Origin of the sequence: Stenotrophomonas koreensis (assembly GCF_001431525.1) — a bacterium.
Classification (GTDB): domain Bacteria; phylum Pseudomonadota; class Gammaproteobacteria; order Xanthomonadales; family Xanthomonadaceae; genus Stenotrophomonas; species Stenotrophomonas koreensis.
The window spans coordinates 188,066-203,102 of sequence record NZ_LDJH01000005.1 but is presented as its reverse complement, the minus strand read 5'-3'; the positions used below and the strand labels follow the sequence as shown (position 1 = coordinate 203,102).

Sequence of the window (15,037 nt, the reverse complement as noted above, 5' to 3'; positions counted from 1 at the left end):
CGGGACAGGCGTTGTCGATGCAGCCCTTTGTCACCGACCTGAGCGCGCAGGACATGCGTGATATCGGCGCCTGGTATGCCAGCCAGAAAGCCAGTGCCGGGCTCGCCGATGACACCCCGATCAGCGAAGGCCCACTGGCCGGGCAGCCGTTCTATGCGATCGGCCAGCAGCTGTACCGCGGTGGCGATGCCCAGCGCGGCATCCCGGCCTGCATTGCCTGCCACGGCCCCACCGGCGCCGGCAACCCCGGCCCCGGCTGGCCCCACATTGCCGGCCAGCACGCCAGCTACATCAGCCAGCGCCTGCAGCAGTACCGCAGTGGCGAGCACACCCTGCAGCAGGCGGCCAACTTCCAGATCATGCAGCAGGTCAGCCAGCAGCTGACCGACAGCGAGATCCAGTCGCTGGCCAGCTACCTGCAGGGCCTGCACCCGGCGCGCAATGACATCGCGGTGGCGTCGGCGCCCTGATCGGTTTAGCGTTTGCGTTGCCCAGCGACGCCGGCCCGGGGCCGGCGTCGCTCTTTATCCCCTGGAGAAACAATGAAAGCCGTTGCCCGTCTGTTGTTGGCCTGTGCCGCCCTGGTCAGCGCCACAGTATTTGCTGCCCCGAGCCCATCCCCCGCCCTGCAGGAAGGCGTGCACTACGAGCGCACGGCAGTGGGGCCGTATGCCCCGCAGGCGGGCAAGGTCGAAGTGGTGGAAGTATTCGGCTACACCTGCGGCCACTGCGCACGTTTTGAAAACGTGCTGCACCCCTGGGTGCAGCGCCTGCCGGCGGACGTGACCTTCACCCCGGTACCGGCCGCCTTCGGTGGTTACTGGGATCCCTGGGCCCGTGCCTATCTGGCCGCCAGGCAGCTGGGCGTGGACAAGGCCAGCCACCAGGCGGTGTTCAATGCGATCCATGTCAGCCGCAGCCTGCCGGCTTCGGGCATCACACCATCGGCATTGGCCGGTTTCTACCAGGCCTACGGGGTCAAGCCGACGGTGTTCGAGGCCGCGTTGCGCAGTGAAAAGACCGAGCAGGAACTGCAGCGTGCACGCCAGTACGCCATCAATGCACAGGTCACCGGTACGCCGACACTGATCGTCAATGGCAAGTACCGGGTGCTGGGTGACAGCTTCGAGCAGATGCTGCGCAATGCCGATGCCCTGATCGCCCGTGAGCGCCGCAGCAGCCACTGACTGCCACACCGACGCCAGCCGACGCATAATGCAGCTCTGTTGGCTTTGCCCCCCATTTCGATACGCACGCTGGAGAGTTGTTCGATGAAGATGCGCTTTGCCCTGATGCTGACCGCCCTGTTGCCGTTGATGGTGGCCTGCAAGGCCCAGGACGGCTCGGCCGATGTGGCCCCGGCCACCGAACCGGCAACCGCCACCCAGGCGCCGGCTACGACCACCGAACCGCAGGCGGCCACCCCGGCCGAGGCCGGACAAGCCGCCGGCAGCGACGCGGCAACCAGCCCGGAAGCGACCCCGGCAGCGGCCGCGCCGCGCGCCCCGCAGGGCCCGGCCCCGGTCGAAGGTGAGGACTACCTGACCATCACCGGTGGCGTGCCGTTCTCGCCGGTCGCCGGCAAGGTGGAAGTGGTCGAGATCTTCGGCTACACCTGCCCGGCCTGCTTCCGCTTCCAGGCAATCCTGGCCCCGTGGAAGGCCCGCCTGCCGGCCGATGTCAATTTCATCTACATGCCGGGTGCCTTCGGTGGCCCGGGTGATGAATTTGCCCGCGGCTTCTACGCCTCGCAGACCCTGGGCGTGTTCGACAAGGTGCACGAGCCGATGTATGCCGCCGTGCATGTCGAGCGCAAGCTGCGCGGCCAGAGCGCCGATGACATCGCCGCGGTCTACGCCGGCTTTGGCGTGGATGCGACCCAGATGAAGAACGCGATGGCCAGCTTCGGTGTCAACGCCCAGGTCGCCCGCGCCCGCCAGTTCGCCCAGCGCAGCCAGATCACCGGCACCCCGTCGCTGGTGGTGCACGGCAAGTACCTGGTCAAGGGCAAGAGCTTTGAGGACATGCTGCGCATCACCGACCACCTGATCGCACGCGAACGCGCTGCACTGGGCGGCTGAGCAAAGCCGGCAATGACGTCGTCCCGCACCACCGATACGCGTCGCCTGCGCGTGCTCACCGCCAATATCCAGGCCGGCTCGAGCACGCGCAGCTACAGTGATTACGTGACCCGCAGCTGGTCCCACGCGCTGCCGGTGGGGGGCAAACGGGAAAGTCTGGACGCGATCGCCAGGATGGTTGCCGGGCATGACATCGTCGGCCTCAACGAGGCCGATCCCGGCTCATTGCGTTCGGGCTTCACCAACCAGACCCATTACCTGGCCCAGCGCGCCGGCTTCAATTACTGGAGCCACCAGCCCAACCGCAAGGTCGCCGGGGTGGCCTCCAGTGCCAATGGCCTGCTCAGTCGGCTGCAGCCGGTGGAAGTGCAGGACCACGTATTGCCTGGCCGGCTGGGCGGACGGGGCCTGCTGCTGGCACGCTTTGGCGACGGTGAGCAGGGCCTGACCGTGGCCGTGGCGCATCTGTCGCTGGGCGCCGGCTCACGCCTTGCCCAGCTGGATTTCATCGCCGAGGTGCTCTCCGACCACCCCAACTCGGTACTGATGGGCGATTTCAACTGCGACGCTGACCGTCCGGAAATGCAGAGCCTGTACCGCAGGACCCGGCTGCAGCCGCCGGGCTGCCTGGTTCCCAGCTTTCCGAGCTGGGGGCCGACCCGGCAGATCGACCATATCCTGGTCAGCGACAGCCTGAAAATCGTGCAGACCCAATCGGTGCAGGCCGCCTATTCGGACCACCTTGCGGTGGCGATGGAACTGGATGTGCCACGCACCATGCTGGGTTGAATGCCGGGTTGAACCCGGCGTCCAACCCGGCGTATCGACAGCGATCCAGCCAGTCCGGAGCATGGGCGCGCAGCGGCGCTGATCCGCGCAGTGGGCGCCACGTTCACCAGCGATGGTTATTCTGGCAGGCATGAAGAATGCCCTTGTCCTGTTGTTGCTCGGCGCGCTGCCCATGCTGGCCAGCGCACAATCCACCCTCAGCGTTGACCAGGCCACACGTGACGCCCTGCAGGCGGCCGAACGCGGCCAGGTGACCCCGGCCCTGCCGGCCAGCCACCCGCTGTTTGCGTGGATGGAAATGGCCGCGCTGCGCCAGCGCATCGACAGCCTGACCCCGGCCAGCGTGCAGTCGTTCCTGCGCCGCAATGCCGGCAGCCCTGCCGGCGAGACATTCCGCGATGCCTGGCTGGCACAGCTGGCCAAGCGTGGCGACTGGAACGGTTTTCTGCAGGCCTGGCAGCCGCGCCAGGACAATGCGCTGCGCTGCGCGTATTGGCAGGCCCTGGCCGCTACCGGCCAGCAGGCCGAGCCGTGGCAACAGCAGGCCCTGCAGCTGTGGCGCCACAGCGGCACCTCGTTGCCGGCTCAATGCGACCCGGTATTCGAACAACTCGACAAAACCGGCGGCATCAGCGATGAACTGCGCTGGGCGCGCTTTGATGCGGCACTGGCCGCCGGCCAGCCGGCGGTCATGCGCCGCGCCGTGCGTGGCCTGCCGGCCGAGCAGCTGGCCCTGGCCAACCGCTATGCCAGCTATGTCCAGGCCGCCGATGCCAGTGCCAGCCAATGGCCCAAAACCCCACGCAGCCGTGCCGTGGCCACTGCCGGTTTGAGCGCGCTGGCACGCAGCAACCCGGATGCGGCGCAGGCGCTGCTGCCGGCCCTGACCACGGCCCTGCAGCTGGATGCGCACCAGCAGGGCCAGGTGAAGTACCAGATCGCGCTGTGGACCGTGGCCTCCTACCTGCCCGACAGTGCCCAGCGCCTGGCCGCGGTGCCCGCAGCGGCCTGGGATGAGCGCCTGCATGAGTGGCAGGTGCGCGAGGCGATGGCCCGCAGCGACTGGCCCGGCGCGCTGGCGGCGCTGCAGGCAATGCCGGCAACACAGCGCGAGGATGCCCGCTGGCAATGGTTTACCGCGCGCATGCTGGAAAAAACCGGCAGGCAGAGCGCCGCCCAGGTATGGCTGCAGCGCGCGGCACGTTCGCCCAGCTTCCACGGCTATCTGGCCGCTGACCGCTTGAACCGGCCCTATGCCCTGTGTCCGCTGGAGCTGGATGCCGACAGCGCCGTACGCACCGAAGTGGCCGGCAACCTGGCCCTGCAGCGTGCGTTGATGCTGCATCAACTCGACCGTCCGGGCTGGGCTGCACGCGAATGGGCCCATGCCCTGGCCGGGTTCAACGATACCCAGCGCCAGCATGCCGTTGCCCTGGCCAGTGGCGTGGGCTGGTACGACCGTGCCGTGTTCGCGCTGAAGGGCGAGCAGGAAATGCGCCTGTACAGCCTGCGCTTTCCCTTGCATCACGATGCCGACATCCGTCGCCATGCGGCCGCCAACGAGCTGGATCCGGCCTGGGTCGCAGCAGAAATCCGTGCCGAAAGCACCTTCAACCCCAAGGCGCGCTCGCCAGCCAATGCCCTGGGCCTGATGCAGGTGATTCCGAGCACCGGGCAGGCGGTGGCCAACCGGCTGGGGCTGGACGGTTACCGTGGCGCCGAGAGCCTGTATGACCCGGAGACCAACATCACCATCGGCACCGCCTACCTGCGCGAACTGAAACAGAAGTACGACAACAAGCCGTATGTGGTGCTGGCTGCCTACAACGCCGGCCCGACCCCCACCGCGCGCTGGCTGGCCCAGCGCGGCGATTTTGACCCGGATATCTGGATCGAGACCATCAGCTACAAGGAAACCCGCGATTACGTCGCCCGCGTGCTGGCCTTCAGCGTGATCTACGACTGGCGTTTGAACGGCAAGGCCGTCCCGCTGGCTGACCGCATGCAAGGCCGGCTGGGCCAGCCCAGCCGCCGGTTTGCCTGCCCTGCAGCCGGCTGAGGCTCTTACGTTGGCTGTATAGGATCCCGGCATTGGCCGTTGCGTCGGGCAGCGGCATCTGATGAAGGGTCATCCCCATGCAGCCATTGCACACCCGTCTCACCCTGGCCCTGTTGCTGGCACTGGCCGGCCACAGCCAGGCCGCCACCGAACCGGGCACGGCCACCGACCCGGCCAGCACCGGCACCTGCCAGCAAGCTGCCGCCACCGACGAAGACCGCCAGCCGGTGGCCTGCAGCGAGCAGGTCGGCAGCACGACCGTGGTCGCCCCGCTGGCCGCGTTGATGACCGGCGTGCAGCCGCTGGCGCTGGGGGTCAATACCTTTCCGGCCTCGGGCGATGTCGGCATCGGCACCGACGCACCGCAAAAGACCCTGCACCTGGTCAACAACAACACCCCGACCATCCGCTTCGAGCAGGTCGCCGGCGCTTTCATCCCCTACACCTGGGACATGGGGGCCAATGAAACCAACTTCTTCATCCGTGACCAGACTGGCAGTGATCAGCTGCCATTCCGCATCGCGCGGGGCAATGCCACCAATACCCTGACCCTGAAGAACAATTCGGTCGGCATCGGCACCTGGAATCCCGCCTCGGCGCTGCATGTGATCGGCAATGTCCAGGTCAGCAACCTGGCCAGCTGCAGCAACGGGCTGATCACCGATGCCAACGGCGTGTTCGGCTGCGCCAGTGCGCCGCTGGCAGGGGCCAAGGGCCCGGATGGCGACAAAGGCCCGACCGGCGACAAGGGACCCACGGGCGACAAGGGAGCGATCGGCGACAAGGGACCCACGGGCGACAAGGGAGCGATCGGTGATCAAGGCCCCATCGGCGACAAGGGACCGATCGGCGACAAGGGACCGATCGGCGATCAAGGCCCCGATGGCGACAAGGGAGCGACTGGCGATCAAGGCCCCATCGGCGACAAGGGACCGATCGGCGACCAGGGCCCCGATGGCAATGCCGGCATCTCCGGTGTGGACCTGCAGCAGGCCATCACCCACGCCGATGCCGGTGACCAGGCCACACGTCAGCAGATCGACCAGGTACAGCAGGACCTGACCCGGCAAGGCAGCACACTGGCCGCCCAGACCCTGCAGCAGGCCAACGGCTATACCGACCAGCAGGTCCAGGCCCTGAACGACGACTTCCATCAGTTCAGGCAGCAGATGGACCAGCGTCAGCGCAGCACCGACCGCCGCATCAGCCAGATCGGTGCGCTGGCCACGGCGATGAGCCAGATGAGCGTGCACAGCCTGCCGACCCAGCCCGGGCGCGGCCGCCTGGCCGTCGGTGTCGGCAGCCAGGATGGCGAACAGGCGATGTCCATTGGTTATGGCAAGCGGATCGGCCGGGCGACCTTCTCCCTCGGTGGCGCCTTCGGTGGCGGCGAGAAGAATGTCGGTGCCGGTTTCGGTATCGACCTGTAAACCCACCTCCACCATGCAGTTGCCAGGGCCTGCGGCGCAGGCTCTGGCATCATGGCCGGCATGAAGATCTATCTGGTTGGCGGCGCCGTCCGCGATGCCCTGCTCGGGCTGTCCCCCGGCGATAACGATTGGGTGGTGGTCGGGGCCACCCAGGCACAGATGGAAGCCCAGGGCTTCCGTGCGGTGGGCAAGGATTTCCCGGTGTTCCTGCACCCGGCCACCGGCGAGGAACATGCGCTGGCACGGACCGAACGCAAGAGCGGCCGTGGTTACCGCGGCTTTGTCGTCGATGCCGACCCGTCGGTGACCCTGGAGCAGGACCTGGCCCGGCGCGATTTCACCATCAACGCCATTGCCCGGGACCCGGACAGCGGTGAACTCGTCGACCCCTACGGCGGGGTGGCCGACCTCCAGGCGCGGGTACTGCGGCATGTCGGCCCGGCCTTTGTCGAGGACCCGCTGCGGGTGCTGCGCGCGGCGCGCTTCATGGCCCGCTTCGCCCCGCTGGGCTTTGGCGTCGCACCGGAAACGCTGGCCCTGATGCGGCAGATCGCCGATTCCGGCGAGCTGGACGCGCTGGTTCCCGAACGGGTCTGGCAGGAGCTGCGCAAGGTACTGGCAAGCCGCCAGCCGTCGGCCTTCCTGCGCACCCTGCGCGATGCCGGTGCGTTGCGCGCGATCCTGCCCGAGGTCGATGCGCTGTACGGCGTGCCCCAGCGCGCCGAGTACCACCCGGAAATCGATACCGGCCTGCATCAGGAACTGGTCAGCGACATGGCCGCCCGGCTGGCGCCGGGGGACAGCCGGATCGGCTTTGCCGCCCTTACCCACGACCTCGGCAAGGCGCTGACCCCGGCCGATGCGCTGCCACGTCACCTCCAGCACGAACAGCGCGGCCTGAAGCCGCTGGCAGCGCTGTGCGAGCGGCTGAAAGTGCCGGCCGACTACCGCCAGCTGGCCGAAGCGGTCTGCCGCGAGCACCTCAACGTGCACCGCCTGGCCGAGCTGCGCGATGCCACCGTACTGGCCCTGCTGCAGCGCTGCGATGGCTTCCGCCGACCCGAACGCATCGCCCAGGTCGCCATCGCCTGCGAAGCCGATGCCCGTGGCCGCGGCGGCCAGGCCGAGTGCCCCTACCCACAGGGACCCGAGCTGATGCGCCTGCACGCCGCAGCCCTGGCCATCAACGCCCGCGACCTCACCACCGAAGGCCTCAAGGGCCCGGCGATCGGCCAGGCGCTGGAAGCGGCGCGCATCGCCGCCATTGCCGCTGCGCGCACCTTGGCACGCCCCATGGCCTGAGCAGCCAGCCACGGACCCAGAACCAGCGGCCGCGCCTGGACACGCCGGCCGCGTTCCCCGCTTCTCTTTCCTCTTTCCTCTTTCCTCTTTCCTCGCTCCCAGCTCCCAGCTCCCCGCTCGCCAGCCGCCTCACTCGCGCCCGGCAATCCAGGTACGGCGTACTTTCAGCTGGTCATCCAGCAACACCAGATCGGCAACAAAGCCTTCGGCGATATGACCGCGCGCATCATCCAGGTTGAGCAGCTGCGCCGGATACAGCGAGGCCATGCGCGCGGCCTCGGCCAGGTCCACGCCCAGCCAGGCCACCGCATTGCGCACCGCCGTGGCCATGTCCAGCGCCGAGCCGGCCAGCGCGCCGGCAGCATTGCGCACCACCCCGTCCACCGCACTGATGGTTTCCCCGTACAACACATAGCGCGGGTCATCGGCGCCCACCGGCGGCATCGCATCGGTGACCAGGAACACCTTGCCGCGCGGCTTGGCCTTCAAGGCCACCCGCAGGCTGGCCGGATGCACATGCACGCCATCGGCAATGATGCCGACCCAGCTGTGGGCATCGTCCAGTGCCGCGCCGACCGTGCCCGGCTCGCGTCCGGTCAACGGTGACATCGCGTTGTACAGATGGGTGAAGGCGCGCACGCCTGCCTCCAGCCCGGCAGCGATCTGCTCGTAGCTGGCCGCGGTGTGGCCGGCCGCCACCACCACTCCGCGCTCGACCAGCGCGCGGATGGCCTCCAGCGGTACCCGTTCCGGGGCCAGGGTGAGCAGGGTCACGCCGTTGTCCAGCGAGGCGGCCAGCGCCAGCTCGTCCGCCCCAGGGACACGGAAGGTAGACGCATCATGGGTGCCCTTGCGCGCCGGCGCGATATACGGGCCTTCCAGGTGGATGCCGAGCACACCGGGCACGCCCTGGTCGATGGCACGGTGCACCGCATCGATGGCGCGCGCCATCACCGGCGGGTGGTCACTGATCAGGGTCGGCAGCAGGCCGGTGGTGCCAAAGCGGCGGTGGGCAGCAGCAATGGCGGCGATGCCCTCCACGCTGGGATCATTGTTGAACAGCACGCCGCCACCGCCATTGACCTGGGCATCGATGAACCCCGGCAGCAGCCAGCCCCCCTCCAGGTCCACCTGGCCCGCACGCAGTGGCGCCTCCGGATCGGGATCGCGTTCCAGTGCAACGATGCGCCCGTCCTCGATCACAACGGCCAGATCATCGCGAAAGGTGTCTGCGGCCAGGACCCGGCCACGACGCAGGACAGTGGTGCTCACAAGCGCATTCCGCACAGCAGGACAGTGGCCCATTGTGCGCCGGAACGCCGTGGGCCTGCAGCCGCCGCAAGCCGGTGCGGCTTTGCTAAGGTGGCCGGCGGTTTTCCTGCCTTTGCGGTTGTGCCCGTGTCCACCGTCCTGCCTGCGCTTGCCGATCCTTCCCACTGCCTGGTGGCCGACATCGGTGGTACCCATGCCCGTTTTGCCTGGGCCAATGCCCAGGGCCAGCTGCTGGCGCAGGCGTCGCTGCCGGTGGCCGCACACCCGACGCTCCATTCCGCCCTGGCCAGCGTCGTGCCCGATGGCCACCATGGCCGTGCCCTGTGCCTGGCCGTGGCCGGCCAGGTGGATGCCCACGGCAATGCACGCAGCGCCAACCTGCCCTGGCGCATCGGTGCCGCCGAATTGACTGACCACACCGGTCGGCCAGTGACCGTACTCAACGACTTCCATGCCCTGGCCCTGGGCTGCGCCGGCCTGTCCGCCGCGGACGGGGTGGCCGTCTGCGGCCCGGAGGACAACTGCGAATCCGGCCCGCTACTGGTGATCGGCCCGGGTACCGGGTTGGGCGCGGCCATCGTGCTGGCGGGCACGCCGGTACGTGTACTGCCCAGCGAGGCCGGTCAGATGGCCCTGGCCGCCAACGATGCGCGCCAGGCTGCGGTGATCGAACAGCTGCGCAGCCAGCGCGGCGATGGCCATGTCAGTGTGGAGGCCATTGTCTCCGGGCCCGGCCTGCTGGCCGCCTACCGCGCCCTGTGTGCGCTGTACGACCTGCCGCCGGTGCATAGCGCACCCGAACAGGTCAGCGCGGCGGCGCTGGCCGGCAACGATGCGCGTGCGGTGGAGGCCTTCGGCCTGTTCGTGCGCCTGCTGGGCGGTTTCTGTGCCGATCTGGCCATGATCACCGGCGCGGCGCGGATCTGGCTGGCCGGCGGCATCGTCCCGGCCCTGGGTGCCCGCCTCAACCACTGGGGCTTTGCCAGCACCCTGCAGCAGCGTGGCGTGCACAGCCCGTGGCTGGCGCAGCGCCCGGTGCGCAGCATCGAACACGGTGCGCTGGGCCTGCTGGGCGCCGCGCGCGCGCTGAGGGATCAGTCCCGCGCCGGTTGAAGCCGCAGCAGCACATTGCCCAGCGGCGTGGCCGACAGGGCAATGCCGACGGCCACCCCCAGCGCATTGGCCAGCAGGTCACCCGGATCAGCCTGACGTGCGGCAGTGAAGCTGCCCTGCGCCACCTCGATGGCCGCACCCATCAGCAGCAAGCCCAGGGCCAGCCGGATCAGTGCCGGACGGCCGCGCCACAGCTGCACACCGCTGGCGGCCAGCAGGAAATAGGCCGCAAAGTGCTGCCATTTGTCATTGGCCGGTACCGATGGCAATTCGGGCAGCGGCATCAGGCAGCCTCCCCAGACCACCAGCACCGCCAGCCCCCACAGCCCCATCCACCAGCGTGCGTTGGCAATCGGTTTGAGCGCGGTTACAGCCGCCACGTCAGGTCACCCAGGGCAAAGGCCGGCTCGAAATCGACATCGCGCTGGAAGCCGATCACGCCGAAGCGCTCGCCCATTTCGCTGGGCAGGGTCAGCCGCTTGAGCTGTTCGCGCAGGGCCACCCGACCCACTTCATCGGTGAGCTCCTCGGCCTGGAGCAGGGCCTGGTCGATGCCATTGCCGAGCAGGAAGCTGGCCTGGTTGGTGTAGCCGGCCAGCTCGAAGCCGGCGCCGGTACCGGCCTCGGCCATCGCGGTGAAATCCACCGAGGCGGTGATGTCCTGCAGGCCCGGCCAGGCGAACACATCGTTGTGCACCTGGTGGCGGTAGAAGGCGCGGATCGTGCCCTGGTCGCGATCGGCCAGGTAGTACTCGCGACGGACATAACCGTAATCGACAAACAACATCGCGCCACGCTTCAGGCCACCAGCCACCGCCTGCACCCAGTACGGCAGCTGCATCAGCGCTTCGGAGCGGAAACCATCGGCAAAACGCTGGCCAAGGTCCTTTTCGATATGCCGCACCGCGCGCTCGAGCATGACATCGGCCGGGGCGCTGGAAGCAACGAAGCGGCCATCGGGCCCCAGGCGTACGGTTTCCTCGTGCACCTGGCCATCGACGATGACAAAGCGTGGGGTCGGCAGCGCATCGATCACCTCGTTGGCGAACACGATGCCGTCCCAGTCTTCCTCGATCGGGCCATCGATCCAGACCACGCGCGCGGCCAGCTCGGCCGGCAACTGCGCGGCCACCCGTTCGGCCTGGCGCTGGCGCAGGTCCGCGCTCGGTTCCAGGATGGCATAGCGCGCCGGCAGCGCATCCAGCGCCTGCAGCGCGCGCATCACCTCCACGGCAAATGCACCGGTGCCACCGCCCAGCTCCATGACCTGTGCCCGGGCGCCGATCTGCGCCAGCACCGGCGCGATCGCGCGGGCGATGGTGGCGGCAAACAGCCCGCCCATTTCCGGCGCCGTGGTGAAATCACCGGCCGCACCGATCTTGCTGGCACCGGCACTGTAGTAACCCCAGCCCGGGGCATACAGCACCAGCTCCATGAAGCGCGAAAACGCGATGGCTCCCCCCTGGGCAGTGATTTCCCGGGCCAGCAGCTGGCTCAGTTGTTGGCTGTGGCGCAGGGCATCATCAGAAGGGATTGGCAGGCTGGCATGCATAAGGAAGGCAATTACGGGGACAATGGCGCCAAGAATAGCCGAGCCTGGAGTAGCCACCGATGACCGCCCCTGCCCGCGTAGTGCTGATCACCGGCGCGGCCCGCCGCATCGGCGCACAGATTGCACGTACCCTGCATGCAGCCGGCTGGTCACTGGCGCTGCATGCCCACCACTCCAGCGATGCCTTGAACACCCTCGGCTTTGCCCTGGAGCAGGCCCGCCCGGGCAGCATCCTGGCGCTGCAGGCCGACCTGTCCGATCCGGCCAGTGCCGAAGAACTGGTGCACGACACGCTGGCCCATTTCGGCCGCCTGGATGCGCTGGTCAACAATGCCTCCAATTTCTTCCCCACCCCGCTGGGGCAGATCAGCGCGGCCGCTTTCGACAGCCTGATGGCGGTCAACGCACGCGCGCCGCTGCTGCTGTCCCAGGCCGCCGCACCGGCACTGCAGCGCCAGCACGGGGCGATCGTCAACCTGACCGACCTGCATGCCACCACCCCCAAGCGCGAACATGCCGCCTACTGCGCCGCCAAGGCGGCACTGGCGATGATCACCCAGGCACTGGCGCTGGAACTGGCGCCGCAGGTGCGGGTCAATGCAGTGGCACCGGGGGCGATCCTGTGGCCCGAGGAAGGCAAGCCCGAAGCAGCGCGGCTGGCCTTGATGCAGCGCACCCCGCTGGCGCGGCTGGGCACGGTGGAGGAAGTGGCCGAAGCCGTGCGCTGGCTGATCGAGGATGCCAGCTACCTGACCGGACAGACCCTGGGCCTGGATGGCGGCCGGCCGCTGACCTGAGCCAGCCTAGACCCCGGCCAGCGCCACCACGTCCACCGGCTGGCCATGCTGACGGTGGGCCTGCCACAGCGCGGCCAGGGTCTGGCCGCTGACCGGGTCGACAAAATCCGGCGCGACATCGGCCAGCGGCTGCAGCACAAAGGCATGCTTGAGCTCCGGGCGCGGGATGCGCTGGCAACCCTGCTCGATGAGCACCGTGTCGCCGTAGAACACCACGTCCACATCCAGGGTGCGGTCCGAGAACCTGGGCCCGCTGCGATCGCGCCCGTGGGCATCCTCCAGCGCATGCAGCCACTGCTCGATCTGCGCCAGCGGCCAATCGGTCTGGATCACGACGGCATTGTTGAGAAACGCCGGCCCGTCAAATCCCACTGCGGGGGTGCGGTAGGCCGGCGAGACGCGGATCGTGCCGAAGCGTTCGCGCAGGGCGGCAACCGCCGCGGCCAGATAATGCTCGGGCTGGACATTGCTGCCCAGGCTCAACAGGACGGTAGTCATCAACGACGGGCCAGGTGGGGGACACGGCAGGAGCGCCAATGATACTCCTGCGCAGGCAGGCGGCCGCAGCCAAAGGCCACGCCGCTGCGCCGGCAGGCAGGTTGGTACGGGATCGGCAACACACCCTTTCAGCCACCACCGGCAGTCCGGGTCCGGCGCGGGACAGAAAAAACGCCGGCAGGGCCGGCGTTTTCGTTTGCCTGCAGGCGCGGCGGCTTATTCCACCGTCACGCTCTTGGCCAGGTTGCGCGGCTTGTCGACATCGGTGCCACGGGCCAGCGCGGCGTGGTAGGCCAGCAGCTGCACCGGGATGGTGTGCACGATCGGGCTGAGCACGCCGGCATGGCGCGGGGTGCGGATCACGTGCACGCCTTCGGAGGCGGCAAAGTTGCTGTCCTGGTCGGCGAACACGAACAGCTCGCCGCCACGCGCGCGCACTTCCTGCATGTTGGACTTGACCTTCTCCAGCAGGCTGTCATTGGGCGCGATCACCACCACCGGCATGGCTTCATCCACCAGCGCCAGCGGGCCATGCTTGAGCTCGCCGGCCGGATAGGCCTCGGCATGGATGTAGGTGATTTCCTTGAGCTTGAGTGCACCTTCCAGCGCGATCGGGTAATGCAGGCCACGGCCCAGGAACAGCGCATTGGCCTTGCCGGCAAAACGCTCGGCCCAGGCCACGATCTGCGGCTCCAGGTTCAGCGCATGCTGCACGCTGCCGGGCAGCTGGCGCAGCTGCTCCAGGTAATCAGCCTCCTGCTCGGCATTGACCTTGCCATGCAGCTTGCCCAGCACCACGGTGAGCTGGAACAGTGCGGCCAGCTGCGTGGTGAAGGCCTTGGTCGAGGCCACGCCGATCTCGGCACCGGCGCGTGTGTAGCAGACCAGTTCGCTGGCACGCGGGATCGCGCTTTCCTGCACATTGCAGATCGACAGGGTGTGCCTGTGGCCCAGCGACTTGGCGTACTTGAGCGCCTCCATCGTGTCCAGCGTCTCGCCGGACTGGGAAATGGTCACCACCAGGTGCTTCGGGTTGGCAAAGGCCTCGCGGTAGCGGTACTCGCTGGCGATCTCGACATCGCAGGGCAGCCCGGCGATCGACTCGATCCAGTATTTGGCAGTGGAACCGGCATAGAAGCTGGTGCCGCAGGCCAGGATCTTGACCCCCTCGATACCGGCCAGGATCGCTTCGGCATCGGCCCCGAACAGGCTGGGATCGAAACTGCCGGCATTGATCACCGCATCGATGGTGTCGGCCAGCGCGCGCGGCTGTTCATGGATTTCCTTCTGCATGAAGTGGCGGTACGGCCCCAGTTCCAGCGAAGCCAGCGACACATCGGACAGGTGCTGGGCACGCTGTACCGGAGCATTGTCCGGACCAAAGACGCGCACGCCATTGCGGGTCAGCTCGGCGGTGTCGCCTTCTTCCAGGAAGATCACCCGGCGCGTGGCCTGCAGGATCGCCGACACGTCGGAGGCGACGAAGTTCTCGCCTTCGCCCAGGCCGACCAGCAGCGGGCAGCCCATGCGCGCGACCACCAGCCGTTCCGGTTCGTCGGCGCTCATCACCGCCAGCGCATAGGCGCCGGTCAGCTCCTTCACCGCCGCCTGCAGCGCGGCCAGCAGATCGGCACTGCCGTGGCGCAGGTGATGATGGATCAGGTGGGCAATGACCTCGGTATCGGTCTGCGATTCAAACGTGTAGCCCAGGCCCAGCAGGCGCTCGCGCTGCTGCTCGTGGTTTTCGATGATGCCGTTGTGCACCAGCGCGACCCCGGCACTGATGTGCGGATGGGCATTGGCCTCGGTGACCCCGCCATGGGTGGCCCAGCGGGTGTGGCCGATGCCGAGCTGGCCATGGACGCCCTTCTGCGCGGCGACGGCTTCCATTTCCACCACACGGCCGGTGCGACGCACACGACGTACCGTCCCTGGTTCCAGCACCGCGATTCCGGAGGAGTCATAGCCACGGTATTCCAGCCGCTTCAACCCTTCCACCAGAACCGGCACCACATCACGTCCTGCGATCGCGCCGACAATTCCACACATGGGAGACATCCAGATGATTACAAGACCCGCATTCTAGCCATTGCAGCCACACCGCGGACACTGCCGCGCCGGTTCTGCTCAGCCCCGGTAGCGGC

Annotated in this window: 14 protein-coding genes; 9 read left to right on the top strand and 5 right to left on the bottom strand. The window is 68.0% G+C overall.

Translation table 11 applies throughout. From position 1 onward, the window contains the following. The 7 genes from ABB25_RS02460 to ABB25_RS02430 all read left to right on the top strand — a co-directional run. Positions 1 to 470, top strand: a 470-nt coding sequence (locus ABB25_RS02460; RefSeq protein ID WP_152980932.1) for a c-type cytochrome, incomplete at its 5' end; no start/stop codon positions are given. 72 nt (positions 471 to 542) lie between these two features. Beyond that, entirely contained in the window at positions 543 to 1,187 is a 645-nt protein-coding gene (locus tag ABB25_RS02455) for a thiol:disulfide interchange protein DsbA/DsbL (protein WP_057663227.1), read from the top strand. 84 nt (positions 1,188 to 1,271) lie between these two features. Continuing rightward, positions 1,272 to 2,081 (top strand): thiol:disulfide interchange protein DsbA/DsbL, encoded by an 810-nt coding sequence (locus ABB25_RS02450; protein WP_057663224.1) that lies wholly within the window; start codon positions 1,272 to 1,274, stop codon positions 2,079 to 2,081. Positions 2,082 to 2,093: 12 nt separating this feature from the next. Then, positions 2,094 to 2,870: an endonuclease/exonuclease/phosphatase family protein gene (locus ABB25_RS02445; protein WP_057663222.1), complete on the top strand. Its 777-nt coding sequence runs from the start codon at positions 2,094 to 2,096 to the stop codon at positions 2,868 to 2,870. A 130-nt stretch (positions 2,871 to 3,000) separates the two neighbouring features. Next, complete coding sequence (locus ABB25_RS02440; RefSeq protein WP_152980930.1) at positions 3,001 to 4,929, top strand: transglycosylase SLT domain-containing protein; 1,929 nt, start codon at positions 3,001 to 3,003, stop codon at positions 4,927 to 4,929. A 77-nt stretch (positions 4,930 to 5,006) separates the two neighbouring features. Further along, positions 5,007 to 6,359: a YadA-like family protein gene (locus ABB25_RS14960; protein ID WP_057663218.1), complete on the top strand. Its 1,353-nt coding sequence runs from the start codon at positions 5,007 to 5,009 to the stop codon at positions 6,357 to 6,359. Between the two features lie 60 nt (positions 6,360 to 6,419). Further along, positions 6,420 to 7,661, top strand: a complete 1,242-nt coding sequence (locus tag ABB25_RS02430; RefSeq protein ID WP_057663265.1) for a multifunctional CCA addition/repair protein — start codon at positions 6,420 to 6,422, stop codon at positions 7,659 to 7,661. A gap of 129 nt (positions 7,662 to 7,790) precedes the next feature. Here the strand turns inward: ABB25_RS02430 and nagA are convergent, their stop codons facing one another. Then, positions 7,791 to 8,933 (bottom strand): N-acetylglucosamine-6-phosphate deacetylase, encoded by a 1,143-nt coding sequence (gene nagA / locus ABB25_RS02425; protein ID WP_057663213.1) that lies wholly within the window; start codon positions 8,931 to 8,933, stop codon positions 7,791 to 7,793. Between the two features lie 126 nt (positions 8,934 to 9,059). On the opposite strand from nagA, the gene ABB25_RS02420 reads away from it, so the two are divergent. Further along, complete coding sequence (locus ABB25_RS02420; protein ID WP_160319401.1) at positions 9,060 to 10,046, top strand: glucokinase; 987 nt, start codon at positions 9,060 to 9,062, stop codon at positions 10,044 to 10,046. Here the strand turns inward: ABB25_RS02420 and ABB25_RS02415 are convergent. Together ABB25_RS02415 and ABB25_RS02410 are read right to left on the bottom strand one after the other, a co-directional pair. Continuing rightward, positions 10,028 to 10,426, bottom strand: coding sequence for a VanZ family protein (locus ABB25_RS02415; RefSeq protein WP_057663208.1), 399 nt, complete (start codon positions 10,424 to 10,426; stop codon positions 10,028 to 10,030). The two genes, ABB25_RS02420 and ABB25_RS02415, sit on opposite strands and share 19 nt — an antisense overlap. Beyond that, positions 10,414 to 11,598 carry a class I SAM-dependent methyltransferase gene (locus tag ABB25_RS02410; RefSeq protein WP_057663205.1) on the bottom strand — a complete coding sequence of 395 codons (1,185 nt, stop codon included), beginning with the start codon at positions 11,596 to 11,598 and terminating at the stop codon, positions 10,414 to 10,416. The genes ABB25_RS02415 and ABB25_RS02410 overlap by 13 nt, the downstream gene beginning before the upstream one ends. 59 nt (positions 11,599 to 11,657) lie before the next feature. Between ABB25_RS02410 and ABB25_RS02405 the strand changes: the two genes are divergently transcribed. Further along, a complete protein-coding gene (locus tag ABB25_RS02405) occupies positions 11,658 to 12,395 on the top strand; it encodes a pteridine reductase (protein WP_057663203.1) in 738 nt (245 codons plus the stop codon). A gap of 6 nt (positions 12,396 to 12,401) precedes the next feature. On the opposite strand, the gene folK is transcribed toward ABB25_RS02405, so the two are convergent. Both folK and glmS read right to left on the bottom strand, forming a co-directional pair. After that, positions 12,402 to 12,893, bottom strand: coding sequence for a 2-amino-4-hydroxy-6-hydroxymethyldihydropteridine diphosphokinase (gene folK, locus ABB25_RS02400; RefSeq protein WP_057663200.1), 492 nt, complete (start codon positions 12,891 to 12,893; stop codon positions 12,402 to 12,404). Between the two features lie 216 nt (positions 12,894 to 13,109). After that, entirely contained in the window at positions 13,110 to 14,942 is a 1,833-nt protein-coding gene (gene glmS / locus ABB25_RS02395) for a glutamine--fructose-6-phosphate transaminase (isomerizing) (RefSeq protein WP_057663197.1), read from the bottom strand. Between the last annotated feature and the right edge of the window lie 95 nt (positions 14,943 to 15,037).

Excerpts from the sequence above, each read along its gene's own strand:
- ABB25_RS02455 (WP_057663227.1), top strand. The coding sequence starts at position 543 with ATGAAAGCCGTTGCCCGTCTGTTGTTGGCCTGTGCCGCCCTGGTCAGC.
- ABB25_RS02450 (WP_057663224.1), top strand. The coding sequence starts at position 1,272 with ATGAAGATGCGCTTTGCCCTGATGCTGACCGCCCTGTTGCCGTTGATG.
- ABB25_RS02445 (WP_057663222.1), top strand. The coding sequence starts at position 2,094 with ATGACGTCGTCCCGCACCACCGATACGCGTCGCCTGCGCGTGCTCACC.
- ABB25_RS02440 (WP_152980930.1), top strand. The coding sequence starts at position 3,001 with ATGAAGAATGCCCTTGTCCTGTTGTTGCTCGGCGCGCTGCCCATGCTG.
- ABB25_RS14960 (WP_057663218.1), top strand. The coding sequence starts at position 5,007 with ATGCAGCCATTGCACACCCGTCTCACCCTGGCCCTGTTGCTGGCACTG.
- ABB25_RS02430 (WP_057663265.1), top strand. The coding sequence starts at position 6,420 with ATGAAGATCTATCTGGTTGGCGGCGCCGTCCGCGATGCCCTGCTCGGG.
- ABB25_RS02410 (WP_057663205.1), bottom strand. The coding sequence starts at position 11,598 with ATGCATGCCAGCCTGCCAATCCCTTCTGATGATGCCCTGCGCCACAGC.
- ABB25_RS02405 (WP_057663203.1), top strand. The coding sequence starts at position 11,658 with ATGACCGCCCCTGCCCGCGTAGTGCTGATCACCGGCGCGGCCCGCCGC.
- folK (WP_057663200.1), bottom strand. The coding sequence starts at position 12,893 with ATGACTACCGTCCTGTTGAGCCTGGGCAGCAATGTCCAGCCCGAGCAT.
- glmS (WP_057663197.1), bottom strand. The coding sequence starts at position 14,942 with ATGTGTGGAATTGTCGGCGCGATCGCAGGACGTGATGTGGTGCCGGTT.